Here is a 20,076-nt window from a genome sequence, read left to right as displayed (position 1 = left end):
TTATCTATTTGAATGGAGAGATTCTATGGAAGTACCAACAGTAAGTGTAAAAGATATGCTACCATTCCAGCGCCCGCGAGAAAAATTTCTCGCCTTAGGCCCTTCACATATGGCGATGGAGGAGTTGTTGGCTATTTTATTGCGTACAGGGGTAAAGGGGCAATCTGCGATTTCTTTGGCAAGTGATATCGTACAATCCTTTGATGATGGCGTATATGGTCTTAACCGAATGACCGTAGATAATCTAACCAAAATCAAGGGTATTGGTAGAGATAAAGCAGTGACGCTATGTGCAGCACTTGAAATGGGTAGGCGTCTAGGGGAGCTTAAGATTAAAGAGACTTATGAAGATTTTTCGCAACCTTTTGTAATAGCTCAATATGTGATGGAACGACTGCGGCACGAAGATGTGGAACATGTGTGGGCTGCCATGCTAACATCTCGAAATAAGCTTATTCAGTTGGAGCATATCTCTAATGGTGGATTGGTATCAAGCCTTGTAGAGCAAAGAGCAGTATTTAAAAAAGCTATAGCATGCAATGCGGCGGCTATTATTCTAATCCATAACCACCCGTCAGGTGATAGTAGACCAAGTGATGAAGATATACGGCTAACGAAAATGTTTGTTAGTGCTGGTCAATTTATGGGGATTCCTGTACTTGATCATATTGTTATAGGGGATAATGAATTTACGAGCCTCAGCGAAATTGGTAAATTGAGCTGAGCCTAAATAAACTGAACAAAGCCAAGTAAGATTATTAAAAGCACTCATTTTGAACTATACCTAATTTTGACGCATGGGTAAGTTCCTATAAATGAGTGCTTTTCCTTATTGTGTATGAGATTATATGTATGAAGTTATGTAATTTTTATGTATGACTTATGAGTACAGGGATTATGCGTTATCTGTGCTTTTAACAAAAGGAAAGGTACTGATATCAATGGAAAAAGTCGCGTTATATATGGTAAAATGGAATGATGATGTAATGAAGGAGAAATTACTATGAGTTCCATTTTACCTACTCTAGGAAAAGATGTAAGTATAGATATTGGTTCCATACAAACGCGCCTCATGGGGGGGACGCGAGGGACTGTTATAAGCGAACCATCGATTATAGCAACTGATACAAAACAAGAAAAAGTAGTAGCCGTTGGTGATGAAGCGGCGCGCCTCGTATTGCGCATGCCCGATATGTGGCGTCCGTTAACGCCTTTAAAGGATGGATTTATCGTTGACTATCGTGTTATGCATACTATGCTTAGCTACTTTCTTAATAAGGTGTCTAATGCGTTGCGTCGAGCCCGCGTTGTCGTAGGGGTTCCTTGTGGCATGACCGATGTTGAGCAACGAGCTATGATGGATGCTGTTATTCAAGCTGGTGCTCGAGAGGTATTCCTCATTGAACGACCTGTGGCAGCTGCTATTGGTTGTGGTGTGCCTATCTTTGAAGCGCAAGGATCTATGGTTATTGACATCGGTGGTGGCACTATTGATATGGGGATTGTTTCTTTAGGTGGTATCGTAGATAGCAAAACAATTCGTTTTGGTGGTTCTGATATTAATAATGCCTTATTGCGCTATGTGCGTGAGTGTTTTGGCGTTATCGTATCTGATGAGACCATATTAGATATTAAGCATACATTAGGTACAGCTATCGCTCCTTTAGAGGATGCAGAGTATGCCTTTCAGGGGCGCGATATGATGAACGGCTTAGGTAGACGTTGTGTGATTCATCAATCTGAAGTGTACCAAGTTGTAAATGAATGTTTGATAGGACTCTTGGATGAGGTTAAGCAAATGATTCGTGCTACGGCACCAGAAATCGTGGCTGATATTATGCAACATGGCATATGGCTTACTGGCGGTACGGCAAGACTATCTGGCTTAGCGGATCGGATTGGTACTGAAGTAGGTGTACCTGTTCACGTTCCTGAAGCACCTGAAACAAAAGTTGTGGTAGGCCTTAATGGGGCCTCATCTGATTTGGTGAGCTTATCGCGTTTTATTGTAAATTCTAAGAATAGAAAGGGCCGAGACTAGCATGATACAGTCAGATAAAAAGTTAATTATCATCGTTGTCATTGGTTGTATCCTAATGGCATTGCTCGGCTTTGCGTGGAAGCAACGGACTAGTATTCCCTTTGTTACGGTTACCCTTGAAGGAATTACAACGCCTTTCTCTTATGGGTCAGCTCGTTTATTAGAGGGCGTCCAAACTAGCTTTACAGTACTTAATAATGCTATTTTCTCTACTATCGAACGTGAAGAGGAAGCATCTCGTAAAGCTACATTGGAACAAAAGGTAGTTAACTACGATGAAGTAGTAGCAGAGAATATTCGCCTTCGTCAGCTTTTAAACTATAAGAGTAGCCATCCAGAATTCTCCATGACCCTAGCAGGTATCATTACAAAGGATTACGGTACTTGGACAAATACTTTCACCATTGATAAAGGGAGTGAAGAAGGTATGGCAGTTAATATGGCTGTTGTTGTACCTAGTGGTGTCGTTGGTTTTATTACAGATGTATATCCGCATTCTGCTCGCGTTCAAACCATTCTTGATCCGCGTAGCGCAATAGGTATCCTTGTACAACGACCTGAATCTCGTTTGTCTGGCGTTGTAAAAGGTAATGGCAATACACCTCGTACACCATCTATGGTAAATATTGCTCGCGATGGTGATGTATTGGTAGGTGATAAGTTGATTACCTCTGGATATGGAGGCATTTATCCGAAAGGTCTACCTGTTGGCAACGTGCAATCTATCGAAAATGATTCGGAAGGATTTGTTAAAAATGCGGTAGTCACACCGAGTGTAGATTTTCATCGTTTAGAAGAAGTTTTTGTGCTTACCTCGTCTTCTCTAAGTGCACCACAAAAACCAGAACTTGAACCTAAACTTGTGCCTCAAACACAACGAGATCAAGTAGAGGGTGCAAAGGGGGCCGTTAAACAATGATGCGTCTAGCTTTAGTTCTCTCTGGATTTTTAATATATTTTATACAAGCGCAATTATTGCCTACTATTTTTCATACAAATTGGTTACCAAACTTAATTTTGACGATAATTGTTATGATTACTTTATTTAAAGGTCGTCGTATGGGGCTGATATCCGCTGTTGTTGGGGGTATCGTACATGATGTATTGATATCTAACTTTTTTGGGCTCCATCTATTCCCTTACGTAATTGTGGTATACCTACTATCTGCCGTAAAGCATCGTATCTATGAAGAACGCTGGTATTGGTCTAGCGGTATAGTAGCTATTTGTACGCTACTAGATGGCGTTATTCGTAGCTTTATGATATTAGCTAGTGGTGGCGATTTGCACTTTGGACTATACTTGTGGCATATGGTATTACCCGTGATGTTCTGGAATGGCTTGTTAGGCGCTATTGTGCATGGTTTGTTATGGCGTAAAGATGATGAACAACAAGGTTATATTTGGTAAGGATTAAGGGGGTGAAAGAGTGCTTGAAGGCCTCTATAAACGAAGAAAAACGAATCGCTTTGATGTACTCTTTTACATTGTAGCCGGCATATTTATAGTCTTGGCATTACGCCTGATGTCGTTGCAAATCTTGTCTGGTGGTTATTACCAAGCTAAGGCAGAAGGCAACCGTTTGCGCATGGTATCCATGACAGCTGCTCGTGGTATTATGTACGATCGAAATGGTCAGATCTTAGTAGGTTCTAGACCGGCATACACTATCTCCATTTTGCCTACGGGGAAGGCTCTAGACGAAGGTGAAGTTGCTAAGTTGGCAACTTTGCTGAAAATTAAACCAGAAGATATTACAAAAAAGGTAAATGATCATAAATATGGTTATGAGCCAATTCGTATTGCTAATGATATTTCTATGGATGTAGTTACAAGCATCGAAGAGCATCGTCATGAATTACCAGGTGTTACCATAGATGTAGAACCACTTCGCTATTATCCATATGAAACGATGGCTTCTCAGCTCTTTGGTTATGTGGGTGAAGTGAGCGAAGAAGAATTAGAAGAGCTAAAACAGCAAGATCCAAATACCCTTATTAGTGGTGGTACTATTTTAGGCCGTTCTGGTCTTGAAAAACTATATGATTCCATCTTGCGTGGTACTGATGGTGGTAAACAGGTAGAGGTTGATGCTACAGGCCGACCGGTTGCGGAGGTAGATAGAAAGCATACAGTGCCTGGATCTAATATCCATTTGACAATAGATGCAAATCTACAAAAGGCTGCTGAAGAAGCTGTTAAGAACCAATTAGAACAGTTGCGTGCCCAAGGCATTCCAGCTCAAGGAGCTGCTGTAGTAGCAATGGATCCAAATACGGGTGCCATTTTGGCCATGGTCAGCGCCCCTGAGTTTAATCCTAACTGGTTTGCGAAAGGGATTACAACGGCACAGTGGAATCAATTGAATAACGATAAGAATCATCCATTTGATAATAAGGTTATTTCTGGTGAATATCCACCAGGTTCTCCGTTCAAGATTATTACAGGTACGGCGGCTTTAGACCTGAAAAAGGTTACCCCTGAAGAAATGATTTTTGATAGTGGTAAACATTGGCTTATCGATAAACGAAATGCAGAAGGTGAAGCATTAGGGTGGCTTAACTTTAATAAAGCTCTTGCAAAATCAGATAATGTTTACTTCTATGAAATGGGCAATCGCGTTGGCATAGAAGGACTTGTAAAATATGCTGGCTACTTTGGTATTGGCGAAAAGACAGGCATCAATCTTGTTGGTGAGGCCTCTGGTAATATGGCAAGTCCTGCTTATAAACGCAAAGTGTATGATGAAGATTGGTATTTAGGTGAAACCTTTGATGCGGCCATAGGTCAGTCTTTTACTTTGGTGACACCATTACAAATGGCTGTTATGCTCAGTGAAGTAGCAAATGGTGGCATTAAATACCGCCCATATGTAGTGAGCCGTATTGATAATAAGGATGGCACGCCAAAAGAAATCTTTGGCCCAGACAAGCTCGGTATCTTACCTGTACCAAAAAATATTATGGATCTTGTTCGCGAAGGCTTGCGTGATGTTACTAATGAAGGTGGTACAGCAGGGGAGTTGTTTAAAGGATTCCCTATTGATGTAGCTGGTAAAACAGGTACTTCAGAGAATGCACATGGCAGAGATCACGGCTGGTTTGTAGCCTATGCACCATATGATAAGCCACAAATTGTAGTGGTTGCACTTGTTGAGCAAGGTAGCTTTGGTGCGGGCTCTGCAGGGCCTATCGTACGAGATATATTGGCTGCGTACTTCAATGTACCAGTGAATAAGAAATCTAATGATACAAATAGTAAGAGCAATAAGGAAACTGCTACGGGGACAAGTATTAATAAAGGGCAAAAACCTCAGAATGCGGTAACTAGTGGACAACCAAGAAAGGATTAGTATGGGCGAGATAATCGGCGTTGTATCCGGTAAGGGGGGCGTAGGTAAGACTACGATTACCGCTTGCTTGGGTTCAGCCTTAAGCAATGCAGGGCATCACGTATTGCTCTGTGATGGAGATTTTGGATTGCGCGATTTAGACCTTGTGTTAGGAGTGGCAAATGAAATTATTTACGACGCATTAGATGCGAGCGAAGATAAAGACTATATGGATGATGCCATCGTATCAATTGCTGAAAACTTAGATTTTCTACCAGCTAGCCAAAGTGCTCGTTGGGAAGATATAGGTCGTAAAAAATATAAAAAATTAGTTCGTCGCCTCTCTGAGACATATGACTATATTTTAATTGATGCTCCTGCTGGTATCGGTAAGGGCATAGAGTCTATTTTAGAATTAGTAAATCGCTGCATCGTGGTGACGCATCCTTTATGGGTGTCCTTACGTAATGGGGCGCGCATGATTCAAGTATGTCAAGAACATAATATTCGTGATTATGCTATTGCTTTTAATGCAGTACCTATCGATGGAGAGAATATCAATTTATATGATATGTTAGAAGTCCTTCGCGCTGAATATGTAGGGGCTATAATCCCTTATGATGAGGATATTTTGACCTATACACAAGATGGTCGTTTGTTAGAATTTGTTTCTAGCGAACTAAAAGCTATGTTAGCACCTCTTGTTGATTATGTAACTACCGGTGAGTGTTGGGAAGACTACGATGTACAAAAGCACTTCGATGCTTATGTAACTAAGAAAAAAACATCGAAGGAGCAAGATAGTACACCAAGTCTTGCAACAGTAGGTGAGTCTATTTTTGAGGATTCTAACAATGTTCATTACATTAATCGTGGCGGTTGGACCACGCAACGCTTATTGGTGCAAGGGAAACAAAGCTTGTGGCGCCGTAGCAAGTTGAAATAGGTGATATGATGTGGCGTAAAATATGGACAGATAGCGATTGGACTATCATCATATGTACTATATTACTTGTCGGAATTGGTCTTACAGCTATTGGTAGTGCTACCCATGTGAATCATGAGGCTATCGGTTTTGGTAGTTTAGTGGTAAAACAACTCGTATTCTTTTTAGCAAATATAGCTGTCGTTATAGGCATGCAATTTCTAGATTACCATCGCCTTAAAGGGTGGGGGAATATGATTTATGTGATTACCATGCTTATGTTAATTGCAGTTATGGTAGTTGGTACCTCCGCACTAGGTGCACAGCGTTGGATTCAACTGGGGCCAATTACTATTCAGCCTTCAGAGTTTTCTAAACTATTGATGATTATCTGTATGGCTAAAATGTTAGAACCGCGCATTGGCAAGTTAGATACTTTTAAATCCCTATTAATGCCAGTGTTATATGTAGGGATTCCTATCCTTCTCGTATTCTTACAACCTGACTTGGGGACATCCCTCGTATATATTGCTATATTTGTAGGGATGCTCTTTATATCTGGTATCAAAACAAAGCTTATAAAAATTATTGCGAGTGTGGCTTTACTCTTGATGCCTTTGGGCTGGTTTGTACTGAAAGAATACCAAAAGCAACGTATTCTAGTATTTTTAAATCCAGATATCGATCCCTTTGGTTCTGGCTATCATATTATTCAATCTAAGATTGCCATCGGGTCGGGTATGATTTTTGGTAAAGGTATCTTTAATGGTACTCAAAGTCAGTTGAACTTTTTACCAGAAAATCATACGGACTTTATCTTTTCTGTAATCGGCGAAGAATTTGGCTTTGTAGGATGCATTGTAGTATTGCTATTATTGTTTATGCTTATTTATCGCAGCATTCAAGTAGCATATACCTGCAATGATAATTTCGGTATGTTATTAGCAACGGGTATTGGTACGATGTTTGCCTTTGAAGTGCTCGTAAACGTAGGCATGACGATTGGTATCATGCCTGTAACGGGGATTCCGTTGCCATTCCTTAGCTATGGTGTTAGTGCGCTAACAACTAATATGCTGAGCATTGGCATTTTATTAAATATTGCTAGACAGCGGACAAAATATATATTTTAATATCCTTTCATAGGATTGATTGTGAAAGAAGTCTTTCATTAAAGACGGAGGATGTATGATTCAATTAGATACGTCATGGTTACAACATGTCCAAAAGCCCGCTCGTTACACGGGCGGCGAATACAATAGTATCGTGAAAGATCACAGTACTGTTGATGTAACTATGGCTTTAGGTTTTCCCGATGTGTACGAAGTGGCCATGAGTCATTTGGGCATCAAGATTTTGTATGGTCTCGTAAACCGTCGTGAAGATGCGGTAGCCGAGCGCGTATTTGCACCGTGGCACGATATGGAAGAGGAAATGCGCAAGCGTAATATTCCATTATTTTCCTTAGAAACACGTACGCCTATTAAAGACTTTGATGTGTTAGCATTTACGCTTCAATATGAAATGAGTTTTACTAACATTTTAAATATGCTCGATTTAGCAGGCATTCCTATGTATGCTAAGGAGCGTGATTTAGATTTTCCACTGCTTGTATGCGGTGGCCCTTGTGCGTATAATGTAGAGCCTATTGCTGATTTCTTTGATATCGTATCCCTCGGTGAATCCGAAGAGTGGGGCGATGAATTCATCGACTTATTTAAAGCAGAAAAAGCCAAAGGCTTCCCAGGTGGCAAAGAAGGCTTTTTGCGTAAAGTAGCCCAAATTCCTGGCACATATTGCCCGGCTTTATACGATGTAGAATACACCGAACAAGGCGATTTTAAATCGATTACGCCGCGTTTCGAAGACGTACCTGCAACCGTTGAGAAACGTATTATAGAGGATGTAGAGAATGTATTCTATCCAACAAAGCCTGTTGTACCGTTCCTTGATATAGTGCATGACCGTGCTGTATTGGAGTTATTCCGTGGCTGTACGCGTGGTTGTCGTTTCTGTCAGGCCGGTATGCTCTATCGTCCGGTTCGTGAAAAGACGCCAGAACGTTTGTTACAGATTGCTAAAGATACAATTGCCAATACGGGGTACAATGAAATATCCTTGATGAGTTTGAGCTCTGCGGACTATTCTAAATTGCCTGAACTCGTAGATATGCTCATGGAAGAGTTTAAAGATAAACAAGTTAGCGTTAGCTTACCGTCATTGCGTATTGATAGCTTCTCTATCGATATTGCGAAAAAGGTACAGCAAGTGCGCAAGAGTGGTCTTACCTTTGCGCCTGAAGCAGGTACGCAACGGATGCGTGACGTTATCAATAAGGGCGTTAGTGAAGAAGATTTGTTGGCCGCATGTACTAATGCCTTCAAATCAGGATGGAACACGGTTAAATTGTATTTTATGATGGGGCTTCCTACAGAAACAGACGAAGATTTGGCTGGTATTGCAGATCTTGCGTACAAGGTGCTTGACTTGCACCGTGATATTACAGGCAAACGTAATGGTTCTGTAACGGTGAGCGTATCCTTCTTCGTACCAAAAACACATTCTCCATATCAATGGTATGGTCAAGAAGATGTGGAGGAGATTCATCGTAAACAACGTTACTTGAAGTCTCTCATCAATAATCGTAACATTTCTTATCACTATCATGATGGTTATACTGGCTACATGGAAGCCGCTTTTGCTCGCGGAGATCGTAGACTATCTAAAGTTCTCGTAGAGGCTTGGAAAGCTGGTTGTAAATTTGATGGTTGGACTGAGTTCTTTAACTATGAAGCTTGGTTGAAAGCATTCGCTGACTGCGGATTGGATCCTGCGTATTTTGCACGTCGTACACGAGATTTCGATGAGCCATTGCCTTGGGATCATTTAGATTGTACTGTAAGTAAAGCTTTCTTAAAGCGTGAGTGGGAGCAAGCGGTAGCAGCTAATCTTACAGGCGATTGTCGTCGAGCTCCATGTAAGGGCTGTAATGTATGTCCAGAGCTCAATACAGCTATTATTGACTATAAGGAGGGTGGCAGAGTTGAAAAAGTTACGTTTGGCCTTAAATAAGGGCGAAGAATTACGATTCCTGTCACACCTTGATTATGCTCAAGCTGTAGAGCGTATGATTCGTCGCGCAGAAATTAAAATGGCATATTCTGAAGGCTTTAATCCTCATATGAAAATTAGCTTTTCCTCTGCACTTGCTTTAGGCGTAACGGCAGCAGCTGAATATATCGATATGGATGTGCTCGAAGATGATAGTTTAGAGTCCATTATGGACCGCTTAAATCGTGTAGCGCCTCCTGGTCTTGAGGTCCTAGATGGTAAAGAAATGCCTGAAAAGGTGAAAAAAATGATGGCCATCTGTAACTTTGCTATCTATGAGGTAACAGGTCCTGTGACAGATAAAAATACAGATTGGGATGCGTTACTTAAACCTTTTAATGAAGCAACGGAAATTTCTTATGAAAAGGTGACACCTAAGAAAACTCGTACCATTGATGTAAAAGAGTTTGTAAAAGAACCGGTCGTAGCCTCTATTAAGGATGACATGGTGACTCTTACAATGGGCATCGGTATTTATCCGCAAGGGACTATTAAACCTAGCGAAGTATGGAATCTTGGTAAAGAACAGTATAATTGGCCTATTACTTCAGATTACGAAATTCACCGTCAAGCCATTATGGTAGAAAACGAAGAAGGTCGCTATACGCCATTAGAGATTAATTACTAATTATAATTTAGCTGATAAAGAAGGGAGGGATAGGATGCATAAAATTTTGGTCAATGTTATGCGCGAAGAAATTCGCATGGCTGTTATCGATGAAGAAGGTCAGCTAGTGGACTTTGTCTTGGAGCGTACCGATGAGTCTCATATGGCAAATCATATGTACAAAGGCACAGTAAAGAATGTATTGAATGGTATGCAAGCGGCCTTTGTTGATATTGGGGGCTCTCAAAATGCGTACTTGAACTTACAACAAGGGAAGGAACAGAAAATTTTGCCACGCTTATCTGTGGGGCAACAAATTCTCGTTCAAGTAGTGAAAGAAGAAATGCTTGGTAAAGGTGCTCGCGTAACTGCTGATGTCAGTTTGGCGGGCCGCTTTATGGTGCTTTTACCGTATTCTGAAGGCATGCATATTTCTAAAAAGATTACTGACGAAGCCTTGCGTGCAAAGTTGCAAGAATTAGCAGCACCTTATGTACAAGAAGGTTGCGGTTTTATTATTCGCACTGCGGCAGCTAAGGCTAGTGCTGATGAAATAGGCCGTGACATGGATTACTTGTGGCGTACATGGCAACATGTGTTGAAGCGCTTTAAGGTGGCTAAGAGCGGTACAGATTTATATAGTGACGCAGATTTCTGGTTCCGTCTTGTGCGGGACTATGCTCATCGCAATGTAGAAGAAATCATCGTCGATTCCGATATGGGTGAAGATCGATTGATGGATCTCTTAGGTCATGGCCCTACATCGCAACAAATTAAAGTAACACGTCATCGCGATAGCACACCTATTTTTAAAGCAAACCATATTGAACCGCAATTAGAAGATCTTATCTCTCGCGATATTAATCTTCCTTCTGGAGGGTCAATCCGTATTGATCATACGGAGGCTCTCACCGTATTTGATGTAAATTCTGCTCATTATACTGGTAAATCTAATAAGCTAGAAGATTTAGCTTTTACAGTCAATAAAGAGGCGGCAAAAGAGATCTGTCGTCAATTGCGCTTGCGTGATATCGGTGGTATTATCGTCATCGATTTTATTGATATGAAAGATAAAGAACATCAACAAGAGTTATTAAAATTGTTGGGGGCACAAGCTAAGTTAGATAAAATGAAAACCGTTGTATGCGGCATTAGTTCGCTTGGCCTCGTAGAGATGACGCGAAAACGAGCTCGCCAAGGCTTGCAAACCTTGATGTTTGATACATGCCCTCAATGCGGTGGTACGGGCTATATGTTGTCGGGTCGTACTGTATATATGCAGATTGTGCGTCGCATCCGCGAGTTATTTAAATCAGGACGTATTAAAACGAATCTAGAAATCGAAGTTCATCCGGAGGTGGCTCAGTATTTAACAAAAGCTATTGTCGAGGATTTAGGTGGGTCTATAGGTCGCAAGATTTCTATTGTAGTAAATCCACAAATTAGTCGAGAAGGATATTCCTTGATGGCTATAGCCGAATAAGTAAGTAGTTTGTTTATAGGTGAGTATAGTGTCTATATTTGAAATTGTATTAATTAGTATTGGTCTTGCCATGGATGCTTTTGGCGTATCTATTGGTAAGGGGCTGACAATGCCTGTAGGTGAGAATAGTCGGAAGGTCACTTTGGCCTTTCTCTTTGGCTTGTTTCAGTTCCTAATGCCCCTCATCGGTTGGCTCATAGGACGTCAATTTATCGATGTCATATCTGATTGGGATCACTGGATTATCTTTGGTCTTCTTGGCTATTTAGGTATCGCTATGATTCGAGAAGGGCTTAGCGATGATGATGAAGAGGACGATGATAAGCAATTTTTAGGTGTCTGGGAGATGGTGATGCTCTCCGTAGCAACCAGTCTCGATGCGATGGCTGTAGGGTTGACCTTTGCGTTCTTACCTATTAATGTATGGGAAGCTTCTACCATGATTGGTATTATTACCTTTGGCATTTCTTTAATTGGTGTGTACTTAGGTAAATTTATGGGCCAATTTGTTGGAAAATATGCAGATATAGTTGGTGGAGGTGTATTAATTCTCATCGGTACAAAGATACTCTTACAGCACCTTGGAATTATCGGAGAATTTTAAAGCTCTGTATATATAAGTGTTAAAAACTAGGCGAATTCTGTAGTTTTTGGTTTGACATGATAGTGTAAATAGTATATACTATATCAGTATTAGTTCGGTTTTCTGAACTTTGCAATCCGCGTGAAGCAGGTTTAAACGCCCGACCGAAGTTCGGGTCGGGATACCGAATTCAGCGAGTTCGATAACAAGGAGGTGTTCTCATGTACGCAATTATTAAAACTGGTGGTAAACAATATCGCGTTGCTGAAGGCGATGTAATTACTATCGAAAAATTGGAAGCAGCTGCTAACGATTCCGTTACATTCGAAGAAGTTTTGACTGTAGTGAATGACGGCGACGTTAAAGTTGGCGCTCCTCTTGTAAACGGTGCAAAAGTTACAGGTACAGTTCTTGAGCATGGTAAAGGTAAAAAGATTTTAGTATTCAAATACAAAGCTAAATCCAACTACCGTCGTCGTCAAGGCCATCGTCAACCGTTCACAAAAGTTCGTATTGAATCTATCCAAGCTTAATTATGGTTTCCATTGGAATCCAGCGGAATAGTGATGGTCAAGTTATTGGTTGTCATATGTCCGGTCATGCAGGATATGATGAACATGGCTTCGATATCGTATGTGCTGCAGTGTCTGCCTTATCGGCAACGGCGATGTTAGGCCTCACCCAAATTGCTCAACAAGAAGGTGAGTATACGAATAGCGAAGGTCAATGTGATATAGTTCTCTCTGGTACGATTAATCAGAGTGGACAGGATATTCTGGGGACTATGCTTCTCGGTTTAGAGGAAATTAGCCGTCAATATCCAGAGTTTGTCCAAATTCACGAAATATAGGAGGTGAACTTAATGTTTACTTTTGATTTGCAATTGTTCGCACATAAAAAAGGTGTGTCCAGTACTCGTAATGGTCGTGATAGTGAATCTAAACGTCTTGGTGTTAAATGCCATGATGGTTCCATCGTAAAGAGCGGTAACATCATCGTTCGTCAACGTGGTACTCACTTCCACCCTGGTACTAATGTAGGTATCGGTAAAGATGACACTTTATTCGCACTTGTGCCTGGTAAAGTAGCATTTGAACGTGCTGGTCGTTATAACCGTAAAGTTAGCGTATACCCTGTAGAAGCTTAATTTTATAAGACTATTAATCCCTAGTGGCTTTCACTAGGGATTTTTTGTTGTTTACAGGTGATCGTAATTGAATGAATAAACCATATACATTTTAGTCATATTCGATATAGATAATCGATATAGATTAGAAACTCCCATGATATAAAGGTTGCTTCCTCTTATGAGGTGGCAACCTTTTTGCATGTATCAAATTCCTGTGCTTTTTAGTAGGAATAGTGGTATACTATGTACAGTATCAGTGAAATACCAGAAGACTGGTTGTCATATACTTTCATAAACCTAAAGAGGGGTGGCATTGCCACTAGAAAGATTTGAGGTAAGTACTATGTATGATGTAAAATCTCCAAAGGCGGAGGAATTTATTTCCCATCAGGAAATCCTTGACACACTTGCCTACGCAGAGGAAAACAAGGAAAATCGGGAGTTGTTAGATGCTATTTTAGCGAAAGCTGCTACATTTAAGGGATTAAACCACCGAGAAGCAGCAGTTCTCTTAGAATGTCCGTTACCTGAATATAAGGAGAAGCTTTTTGCTTTAGCAAAGGAAATCAAGAAGGCTATCTACGGCGATCGTATTGTTCTATTTGCACCGTTATATTTGTCTAACTATTGTATCAATGGATGTGTGTATTGTCCGTACCATTCTAAAAACCGCGATATTAAACGTAAAAAATTAACGCAAGACCAAATCAGAGAAGAGGTTATTGCGTTAGAAGCGATGGGCCATAAGCGTATCGTAATTGAGTCTGGTGAAGATCCTCTTAATAATCCACTTGAATATATTTTGGAATCCATCAAGACGATTTACGGTATCAAAAATAAAAATGGTGAAATCCGCCGTGTAAACGTAAATATTGCGGCTTGTTCCGTTGAGGACTACAAAAAATTACATGAAGCTGGTATTGGCACATATACATTATTCCAAGAAACATATAACAAAGAAAATTATGAAGCCTTACATCCTACAGGCCCTAAGAGCGACTACGCCTACCATACAGAGGCGATGGACCGCGCTATGCAAGGTGGTATCGATGATGTAGGCATCGGAGTACTTTATGGTTTGGAACATTACAAATATGATTTTGTAGGCTTGTTGATGCATGCAGAGCATTTAGAAGAGGTTTTTGGCGTAGGTCCACATACCATTTCGGTGCCTCGTATTTGTCCAGCTGATGATATCGATGTAGATGATTTCAGTAATGCTGTGCCTGATGATGTATTTGAAAAAATTGTTGCTCTTATCCGCGTCTCCACACCGTATACAGGTATGATTATGTCCACTCGTGAAAGTCAGTCCATGCGTGAACGTGGCTTGGCATTAGGTATCTCCCAAATTAGTGGTGGATCTCGTACTAGCGTAGGTGGTTACAAAGAAGAAGAAAAGCCAGAAGATAATACGGCACAATTCGATCGTAGTGATACGCGTACATTAGATGAAATCGTTAACTGGTTGCTAGATCTTGGGTATGTTCCAAGCTTCTGCACTGCTTGTTATCGTGCAGGTAGAACTGGGGATCGCTTTATGGCTCTTGCAAAATCCGGTCAAATTCACAACTGTTGTCAACCAAATGCGTTGATGACATTGAACGAATATATCATGGATTACGGTGATGAAAAGACTAAGGCTCATGGTTCAAAGGTTATTGAACAACAGTTAGAAAATATCAAAAATGATTTAGTTAAAGATAAAGCTAAAGCTTATATTGCACAGATGAAAGACGGCGAACGGGACTTCCGGTTCTAAGGAATTCACTGATATGGAGCCTCCTATTGATAATGGGAGGCTCTTTCTTGTTGAGAAAATAGCAAAGCTTAAATGAGAATAAAATATATAAAATGGTTTATTTTATTTGCGTTTTAAGGTATAATAAATAAAAATGATAATGATAATACGTTGAATTCAAGAATAATATTGATTATAAACTACTGAGGGATATGATGATTAAGAAAAAACGTTGGCGCCTTTGTAAAGGTGATCAAGAGAAAGAGAATATCTTAATCCGTGAACTTGGTGTAAACCCTATTGTGGCTAAATTAATGGTGAATCGTCACATTGATGTAGACGAAGGTCGTCAGTTTTTACAAGGTACTTTGTCAGATTTGTTAGATCCATTTACATTAAAAGATATGGATGTGGCTGTTTCACTAGTTCTGGAAACAATTGAAAGTCACAAACCAATCGTTATTTATGGTGATTATGATGTGGATGGTATTACTGCAACATCTGTACTCTATCGATTTTTAAAGAAATTAGGTGCCGATGTTACATATTACATACCAGAACGTCAAAGCGAAGGGTATGGTCTCAATTTAGAGGCTTTAGAGCACCTTATTGAACGGGGAACAGCTTTAGTCATTACCGTCGATTGCGGCATTAGCTCTTACGATATTGTAGAGGCTGTACGAGACCGTATCAATATGATTATTACGGATCATCATACGGCTCCTGATATGATTCCACGAGCCAAGGCCGTTATAAATCATAAGCAAAAGGACTGTCCATATAAGGATAAAAACTTATCTGGCGTAGGTGTTGCTTTCAAATTATGCCAAGCCTTGTGGCTTACAAAGCACGGAGAATGGTACTTAGATGATTTAGATATCGTTGCACTTGGCACTGTGGCCGATGTAGTACCTTTGGTCGGTGAGAACCGCATCATCGTGAAATCGGGCCTTGAGAAGATGAATAGGGAACCTAATTTAGGGATTAAAAAGCTAATTGATGTAGCTGGGCTTCATGAACGAACTATTACATCTGGGCATATTGGTTTTACCTTAGCACCTCGTCTTAATGCAGCAGGTCGCGTAACGCATGCAACGCGTGCTGTTGAACTACTTGTGACCGATGACGAGGATATAGTAGAGGCAATTGCGGAGGAACTAAACGAAACGAATCGTGAACGACAAGAGTTAGAACGAAATATTCATGAGTTAGCTCGTATCGATGTAGCCAATCAAGGACATAAAGCTGATTATGTAACTATTGTGGCCGGCGAAGATTGGCATCCAGGAGTGATTGGTATTGTTGCCTCTCGTCTAGTAGAGGAGTTTTACAAACCAACCTTAGTCATCAGTATTCATGATGGCGTTGGTAAAGGCTCGTGCCGTAGTGTAGATGGATTTAATATATATGATGCATTAAAATCTTGTGAGGATATCTTGCTACAGTTTGGTGGGCATGCTGCGGCGGCAGGCTTTAGCATCGATGCAAATCGCATAGATGAGTTACGAGAACGGTTAACCAAGTATTGCAAAGAAGTTATTACGGAAGAGGAATATATTCCCGTTGTGGCCATTGATGCGGAACTACCTGTTGATGATATCGATGTCGATATCATTGACCGCGTATCAGACCTTGAACCTTATGGGATGGCCAATAGCACGCCAGTCTTTGCCATTATGGAAGCTACCGTGCAAGATATTATGCTTATAGGCCAATTAAAAAATCACTGTAAGGTAATTTTTGAAACTTCGAATGGCACATTAGATGCTATCGCTTGGAATCGTCCAGACTTATTTAAATCTATCTTCGTGGGAACTGTGGTAAAAGTGGCATTTTCTTTGCAAAAGAATGAATGGCAAGGCATGGTTTCTCCTCAGCTCATGATTCAAGCTATTGAACCGTTGACTGAAGAGCCGATTAAGCTTTCTACAGAAGGACTTAGACAAATGTATGTCATAATAAAACAGTCCATGCGAGGTCGCAGTCAGTCGGTTTATAATGTTGAACAAGATATATTGCGTCGCAAGCCGGCAGATCAGAATAATCGCAGTGCTCTAACATCTATCGATGTATTTAAAGAATTGGGCATTGTTGAAGAATATACAAGTGATGATGGTCAATTAATGCTTAGATGGAATGCCATTGAAGGAAAATTAGATCTTGTCACATCCGTAACATTCCTTACTTATAGTGTATAGGAGGTGACATCATGACAACTGTAAATGAAGAAGGCAAAGCTTTGGTGGAACAAAGTACATTTGATAAAAGTAAAGCCTTAGCCGAGTTTATGGAGTATATCCATACGTATTTAACAGATGATGAGTGTGACCAAGTATTGAAAGCTTTTGAGCTTGCTGATAAGGCTCATGAAGGTCAGTTTAGAGCTTCTGGTGAACCGTATATTATGCATCCTTTAGCTGTAGCTGATATTTTGGCACATTTACAAATCGACCATATTACACTCATGGCAGCTCTTATGCATGATGTGGTTGAAGATACATCTTACTCGAAGGAAGACCTAGAGGAGATGTTTGGCTCTGAAGTAGCATTCCTCGTTGATGGGGTAACAAAATTAAACCAATTCCAGTATGAAACAAAAGAAGATCGCCAAATGGAAAACTATCGAAAGATGATTTTAGCTATGGCGAAGGACGTACGTGTCGTAGTTATTAAATTGGGTGATCGCTTACATAATATGCGCACCTTAAAGCATATGCGTAGTGACAAACAAAAACGTATTGCTAAGGAAACCCTAGAAATCTTTGCACCTTTGGCACATCGTCTTGGTATCTTCAATGTGAAATGGGAGTTGGAAGATTTATCCTTCCGTTATTTAGAGCCGGAAAAATACTATGATCTAGTCGATCAAATGAAACAAAAACGCCAAGTCCGGGAAGACATCGTTAATGATACGATGAGGCAACTTACAAAGGCCTTAAGTGAAGCCCATATTAAGGCGGATATCAAAGGTCGTCCAAAACACTTCTACAGTATTTATAAGAAGATGAAAAAGGACAATCGTGATTTATCCCAAATTTATGATTTGCTTGCTGTTCGTGTAATTGTTGATAGCATTCCTGATTGTTATGCAGTACTTGGCATTGCACATAGCTTGTGGAAGCCATTGCCTTATCGCTTCAAAGATTATATTTCCATGCCGAAGTCTAATATGTATCAATCCTTGCATACAACCGTTATCGGCACGATGGGGCAACCGGTAGAGATTCAAATCCGTACTTGGGAAATGCACCGTGTATCTGAATATGGTGTGGCTGCTCACTGGCGATATAAAGAAGGAAATAAAAACGGCGATAAAGAATTTGATCAAAAGGTTGCATGGCTGCGCCAGGTTCTTGAATGGCAAGATACTAGTAATCCAACGGAACTCGTTAATGCTTTGAAATTAGACGTTTTCTCTGGTGAGGTATTTGTATTTACGCCAAAGGGTGACGTTGTTAAGTTGCCAATAGGCTCTGTACCGCTTGACTTTGCCTATCGAGTTCATACCGATGTAGGTCATCATTGTGTTGGTGCTAAGGTAAACGGCAAAATTGTGCCGTTGGATTATACCTTGCAAAATGGTGATATTGTTGATATCATCACATCCAAAACAGGTCGTCCTAGCCTTGATTGGTTGAATATCGTAGGTTCTTCTGAAAGTAAGAGTAAAATTCGCAATTGGTTCAAGCGTGAAAATAAAGCTGAAAATATTGAAAAAGGCTTAGAAGCTCTTGAAAAAGAAGCGAAACGATTGAATCATAATTGGAAAGAATTATGTGCAGACAACCGTTTACAACATGTAACGAAACAACTTAAAGCCGGTACAGAAGAGGAAATGTTTGCAGCCTGTGGCTATGGCGGCATTCCTGTAAGTACTGTTCTCTTGCGTTTAATTGAACTTTATAAAAAGTCGAAAGAGGTAGAGGAATCTAAGCGCAGTACAGAGCAAATTATTGAGAAATTAAAATCTCAAGGACAAAAGAAAACTAAAAATGGCACTGGTGTTCTCGTAAAAGGTGAAGCTGGTGTGATGGTGCGTATGGCAAAATGCTGTAATCCTGTACCTGGTGATGATATTATAGGTTACATAACCCGTGGTCGTGGCGTTTCTATTCACCGCTGTGATTGCCCTAGCATGGGCCATTCTCCTGAAGACTTAGAGCGGATGATAGAAGTCTCTTGGGACGGTTCTTCTGGAGAATCTTTCCATGTAGGCATTGATATTCAAGCTTATGATCGAGCTGGCATTCTCATGGAGGTTATGGCGGTGCTTTCAGAATTGAAAATCACCATTACTAACATCAATGCTAAGGTTCAAGAGGATACAAAAAATGTAAGCATCAATTTGGTGGTTGATATCCGCGATATTTCACAACTAGATTTCGTAATGACTAAATTGCGTCGTATTCGTGAAGTTTATACTGTTCAACGTAGTAAAGGAGGGGCTTAATGAGCGAACAACAATTAGTACTTATGCGCATGCCTTTAGGTCCATTAGGAACAAATTGCTATGTTATCGGTGATAAAGCGATAGGTGAAGCTTTCATTATCGATCCTGCAACAGCTGAAGTACTAGATGCGCTAAAAAAACATGACTTAAAGCCGAAGGCGGTTGTACTGACACATGGTCATGGAGATCATATTGGTGGCATTCAAGAGATTGTGAACACCTATCATGTGCCTGTATATATTCATAAAGGCGATGTACCGTATTTATCTGATCCTGAGCTTAATCTCAGTGCTTATAGCAATCCAACGCCAATTAAGATAAAAGCGGAAATTATCGAGGTTAAACAAGGTGATCACATTACATGTGGTGATATTGATCTTGAGGTGCTTGAAACACCAGGTCATACGCCGGGTGGTGTGTGTTATTACATGGAAGGTCTTGTGTTTGTAGGGGATACTTTATTTAGAGATTCCGTAGGCCGTACAGATTTTCCAAATGGCTCTTATGAGACTCTGATATCATCTATTAAGACTCAGCTTTATACATTGCCTGATAATACAATGGTTTATCCTGGTCATGGACCGGAAACAAATATAGGGTATGAAAAACAATACAACCCATTCGTTGGTCAGTAGGTTTAAACGAATTATTTTTTACAGTCGAGGGGAAATTTAT

General features: G+C 40.4%; 18 protein-coding genes. All 18 read left to right on the top strand.

The window, feature by feature from the left end:
- Nucleotides 1–25: 25 nt before the first annotated feature.
- The 18 genes from radC to VPHSUH08_RS02600 all read left to right on the top strand — a co-directional run bounded on the left by radC (nt 26) and on the right by VPHSUH08_RS02600 (nt 20,036).
- Nucleotides 26–724 carry a DNA repair protein RadC gene (gene radC, locus VPHSUH08_RS02685; RefSeq protein ID WP_004696456.1) on the top strand — a complete coding sequence of 233 codons (699 nt, stop codon included), beginning with the start codon at nt 26–28 and terminating at the stop codon, nt 722–724.
- A gap of 279 nt (nt 725–1,003) precedes the next feature.
- Nucleotides 1,004–2,041: a rod shape-determining protein gene (locus VPHSUH08_RS02680; protein WP_004698656.1), complete on the top strand. Its 1,038-nt coding sequence runs from the start codon at nt 1,004–1,006 to the stop codon at nt 2,039–2,041.
- A gap of 1 nt (nt 2,042) precedes the next feature.
- Nucleotides 2,043–2,960, top strand: coding sequence for a rod shape-determining protein MreC (mreC, locus tag VPHSUH08_RS02675; RefSeq protein WP_004698531.1), 918 nt, complete (start codon nt 2,043–2,045; stop codon nt 2,958–2,960).
- Entirely contained in the window at nt 2,957–3,451 is a 495-nt protein-coding gene (gene mreD / locus VPHSUH08_RS02670) for a rod shape-determining protein MreD (protein ID WP_008714280.1), read from the top strand. The genes mreC and mreD overlap by 4 nt, the downstream gene beginning before the upstream one ends.
- A gap of 19 nt (nt 3,452–3,470) precedes the next feature.
- Nucleotides 3,471–5,393 (top strand): penicillin-binding protein 2, encoded by a 1,923-nt coding sequence (mrdA, locus tag VPHSUH08_RS02665; protein ID WP_008714278.1) that lies wholly within the window; start codon nt 3,471–3,473, stop codon nt 5,391–5,393.
- Between the two features lies 1 nt (nt 5,394).
- Nucleotides 5,395–6,318: a P-loop NTPase gene (locus VPHSUH08_RS02660; protein ID WP_105086663.1), complete on the top strand. Its 924-nt coding sequence runs from the start codon at nt 5,395–5,397 to the stop codon at nt 6,316–6,318.
- Between the two features lie 8 nt (nt 6,319–6,326).
- Nucleotides 6,327–7,430, top strand: coding sequence for a rod shape-determining protein RodA (gene rodA, locus VPHSUH08_RS02655; RefSeq protein ID WP_083791376.1), 1,104 nt, complete (start codon nt 6,327–6,329; stop codon nt 7,428–7,430).
- 55 nt (nt 7,431–7,485) lie between these two features.
- On the top strand, nt 7,486–9,369 hold the full coding sequence (locus VPHSUH08_RS02650) for a TIGR03960 family B12-binding radical SAM protein (protein ID WP_004698741.1): 1,884 nt from the start codon (nt 7,486–7,488) through the stop codon (nt 9,367–9,369).
- Entirely contained in the window at nt 9,341–10,036 is a 696-nt protein-coding gene (locus VPHSUH08_RS02645) for a TIGR03936 family radical SAM-associated protein (RefSeq protein WP_105086662.1), read from the top strand. Before VPHSUH08_RS02650 ends, VPHSUH08_RS02645 begins: the two co-directional genes overlap by 29 nt.
- A 34-nt stretch (nt 10,037–10,070) precedes the next feature.
- On the top strand, nt 10,071–11,498 hold the full coding sequence (locus tag VPHSUH08_RS02640) for an Rne/Rng family ribonuclease (protein ID WP_105086661.1): 1,428 nt from the start codon (nt 10,071–10,073) through the stop codon (nt 11,496–11,498).
- 28 nt (nt 11,499–11,526) lie between these two features.
- A complete protein-coding gene (locus VPHSUH08_RS02635) occupies nt 11,527–12,102 on the top strand; it encodes a manganese efflux pump MntP family protein (RefSeq protein ID WP_105086660.1) in 576 nt (191 codons plus the stop codon).
- A gap of 200 nt (nt 12,103–12,302) precedes the next feature.
- A complete protein-coding gene (gene rplU / locus VPHSUH08_RS02630) occupies nt 12,303–12,614 on the top strand; it encodes a 50S ribosomal protein L21 (RefSeq protein WP_105086659.1) in 312 nt (103 codons plus the stop codon).
- A gap of 2 nt (nt 12,615–12,616) precedes the next feature.
- Nucleotides 12,617–12,931, top strand: coding sequence for a ribosomal-processing cysteine protease Prp (locus tag VPHSUH08_RS02625; RefSeq protein ID WP_004698521.1), 315 nt, complete (start codon nt 12,617–12,619; stop codon nt 12,929–12,931).
- 12 nt (nt 12,932–12,943) lie between these two features.
- Nucleotides 12,944–13,228 (top strand): 50S ribosomal protein L27, encoded by a 285-nt coding sequence (gene rpmA, locus VPHSUH08_RS02620; protein WP_004696430.1) that lies wholly within the window; start codon nt 12,944–12,946, stop codon nt 13,226–13,228.
- A 325-nt stretch (nt 13,229–13,553) separates the two neighbouring features.
- Entirely contained in the window at nt 13,554–14,972 is a 1,419-nt protein-coding gene (gene hydG, locus VPHSUH08_RS02615; RefSeq protein ID WP_105086658.1) for a [FeFe] hydrogenase H-cluster radical SAM maturase HydG, read from the top strand.
- A gap of 194 nt (nt 14,973–15,166) precedes the next feature.
- On the top strand, nt 15,167–17,149 hold the full coding sequence (gene recJ, locus VPHSUH08_RS02610; RefSeq protein ID WP_105086657.1) for a single-stranded-DNA-specific exonuclease RecJ: 1,983 nt from the start codon (nt 15,167–15,169) through the stop codon (nt 17,147–17,149).
- A gap of 11 nt (nt 17,150–17,160) precedes the next feature.
- Nucleotides 17,161–19,401 (top strand): bifunctional (p)ppGpp synthetase/guanosine-3',5'-bis(diphosphate) 3'-pyrophosphohydrolase, encoded by a 2,241-nt coding sequence (locus VPHSUH08_RS02605; RefSeq protein WP_004696424.1) that lies wholly within the window; start codon nt 17,161–17,163, stop codon nt 19,399–19,401.
- Nucleotides 19,401–20,036 carry an MBL fold metallo-hydrolase gene (locus tag VPHSUH08_RS02600; RefSeq protein WP_105086656.1) on the top strand — a complete coding sequence of 212 codons (636 nt, stop codon included), beginning with the start codon at nt 19,401–19,403 and terminating at the stop codon, nt 20,034–20,036. The genes VPHSUH08_RS02605 and VPHSUH08_RS02600 overlap by 1 nt, the downstream gene beginning before the upstream one ends.
- The last annotated feature ends 40 nt before the right edge of the window (nt 20,037–20,076 follow it).

Source organism: Veillonella sp. S13054-11 (assembly GCF_002959795.1).
GTDB classification, from domain to species: domain Bacteria; phylum Bacillota; class Negativicutes; order Veillonellales; family Veillonellaceae; genus Veillonella; species Veillonella parvula_E.
Note: the sequence above shows the minus strand (reverse complement) of the source record. Positions and strands in the feature narration are given on the sequence as shown.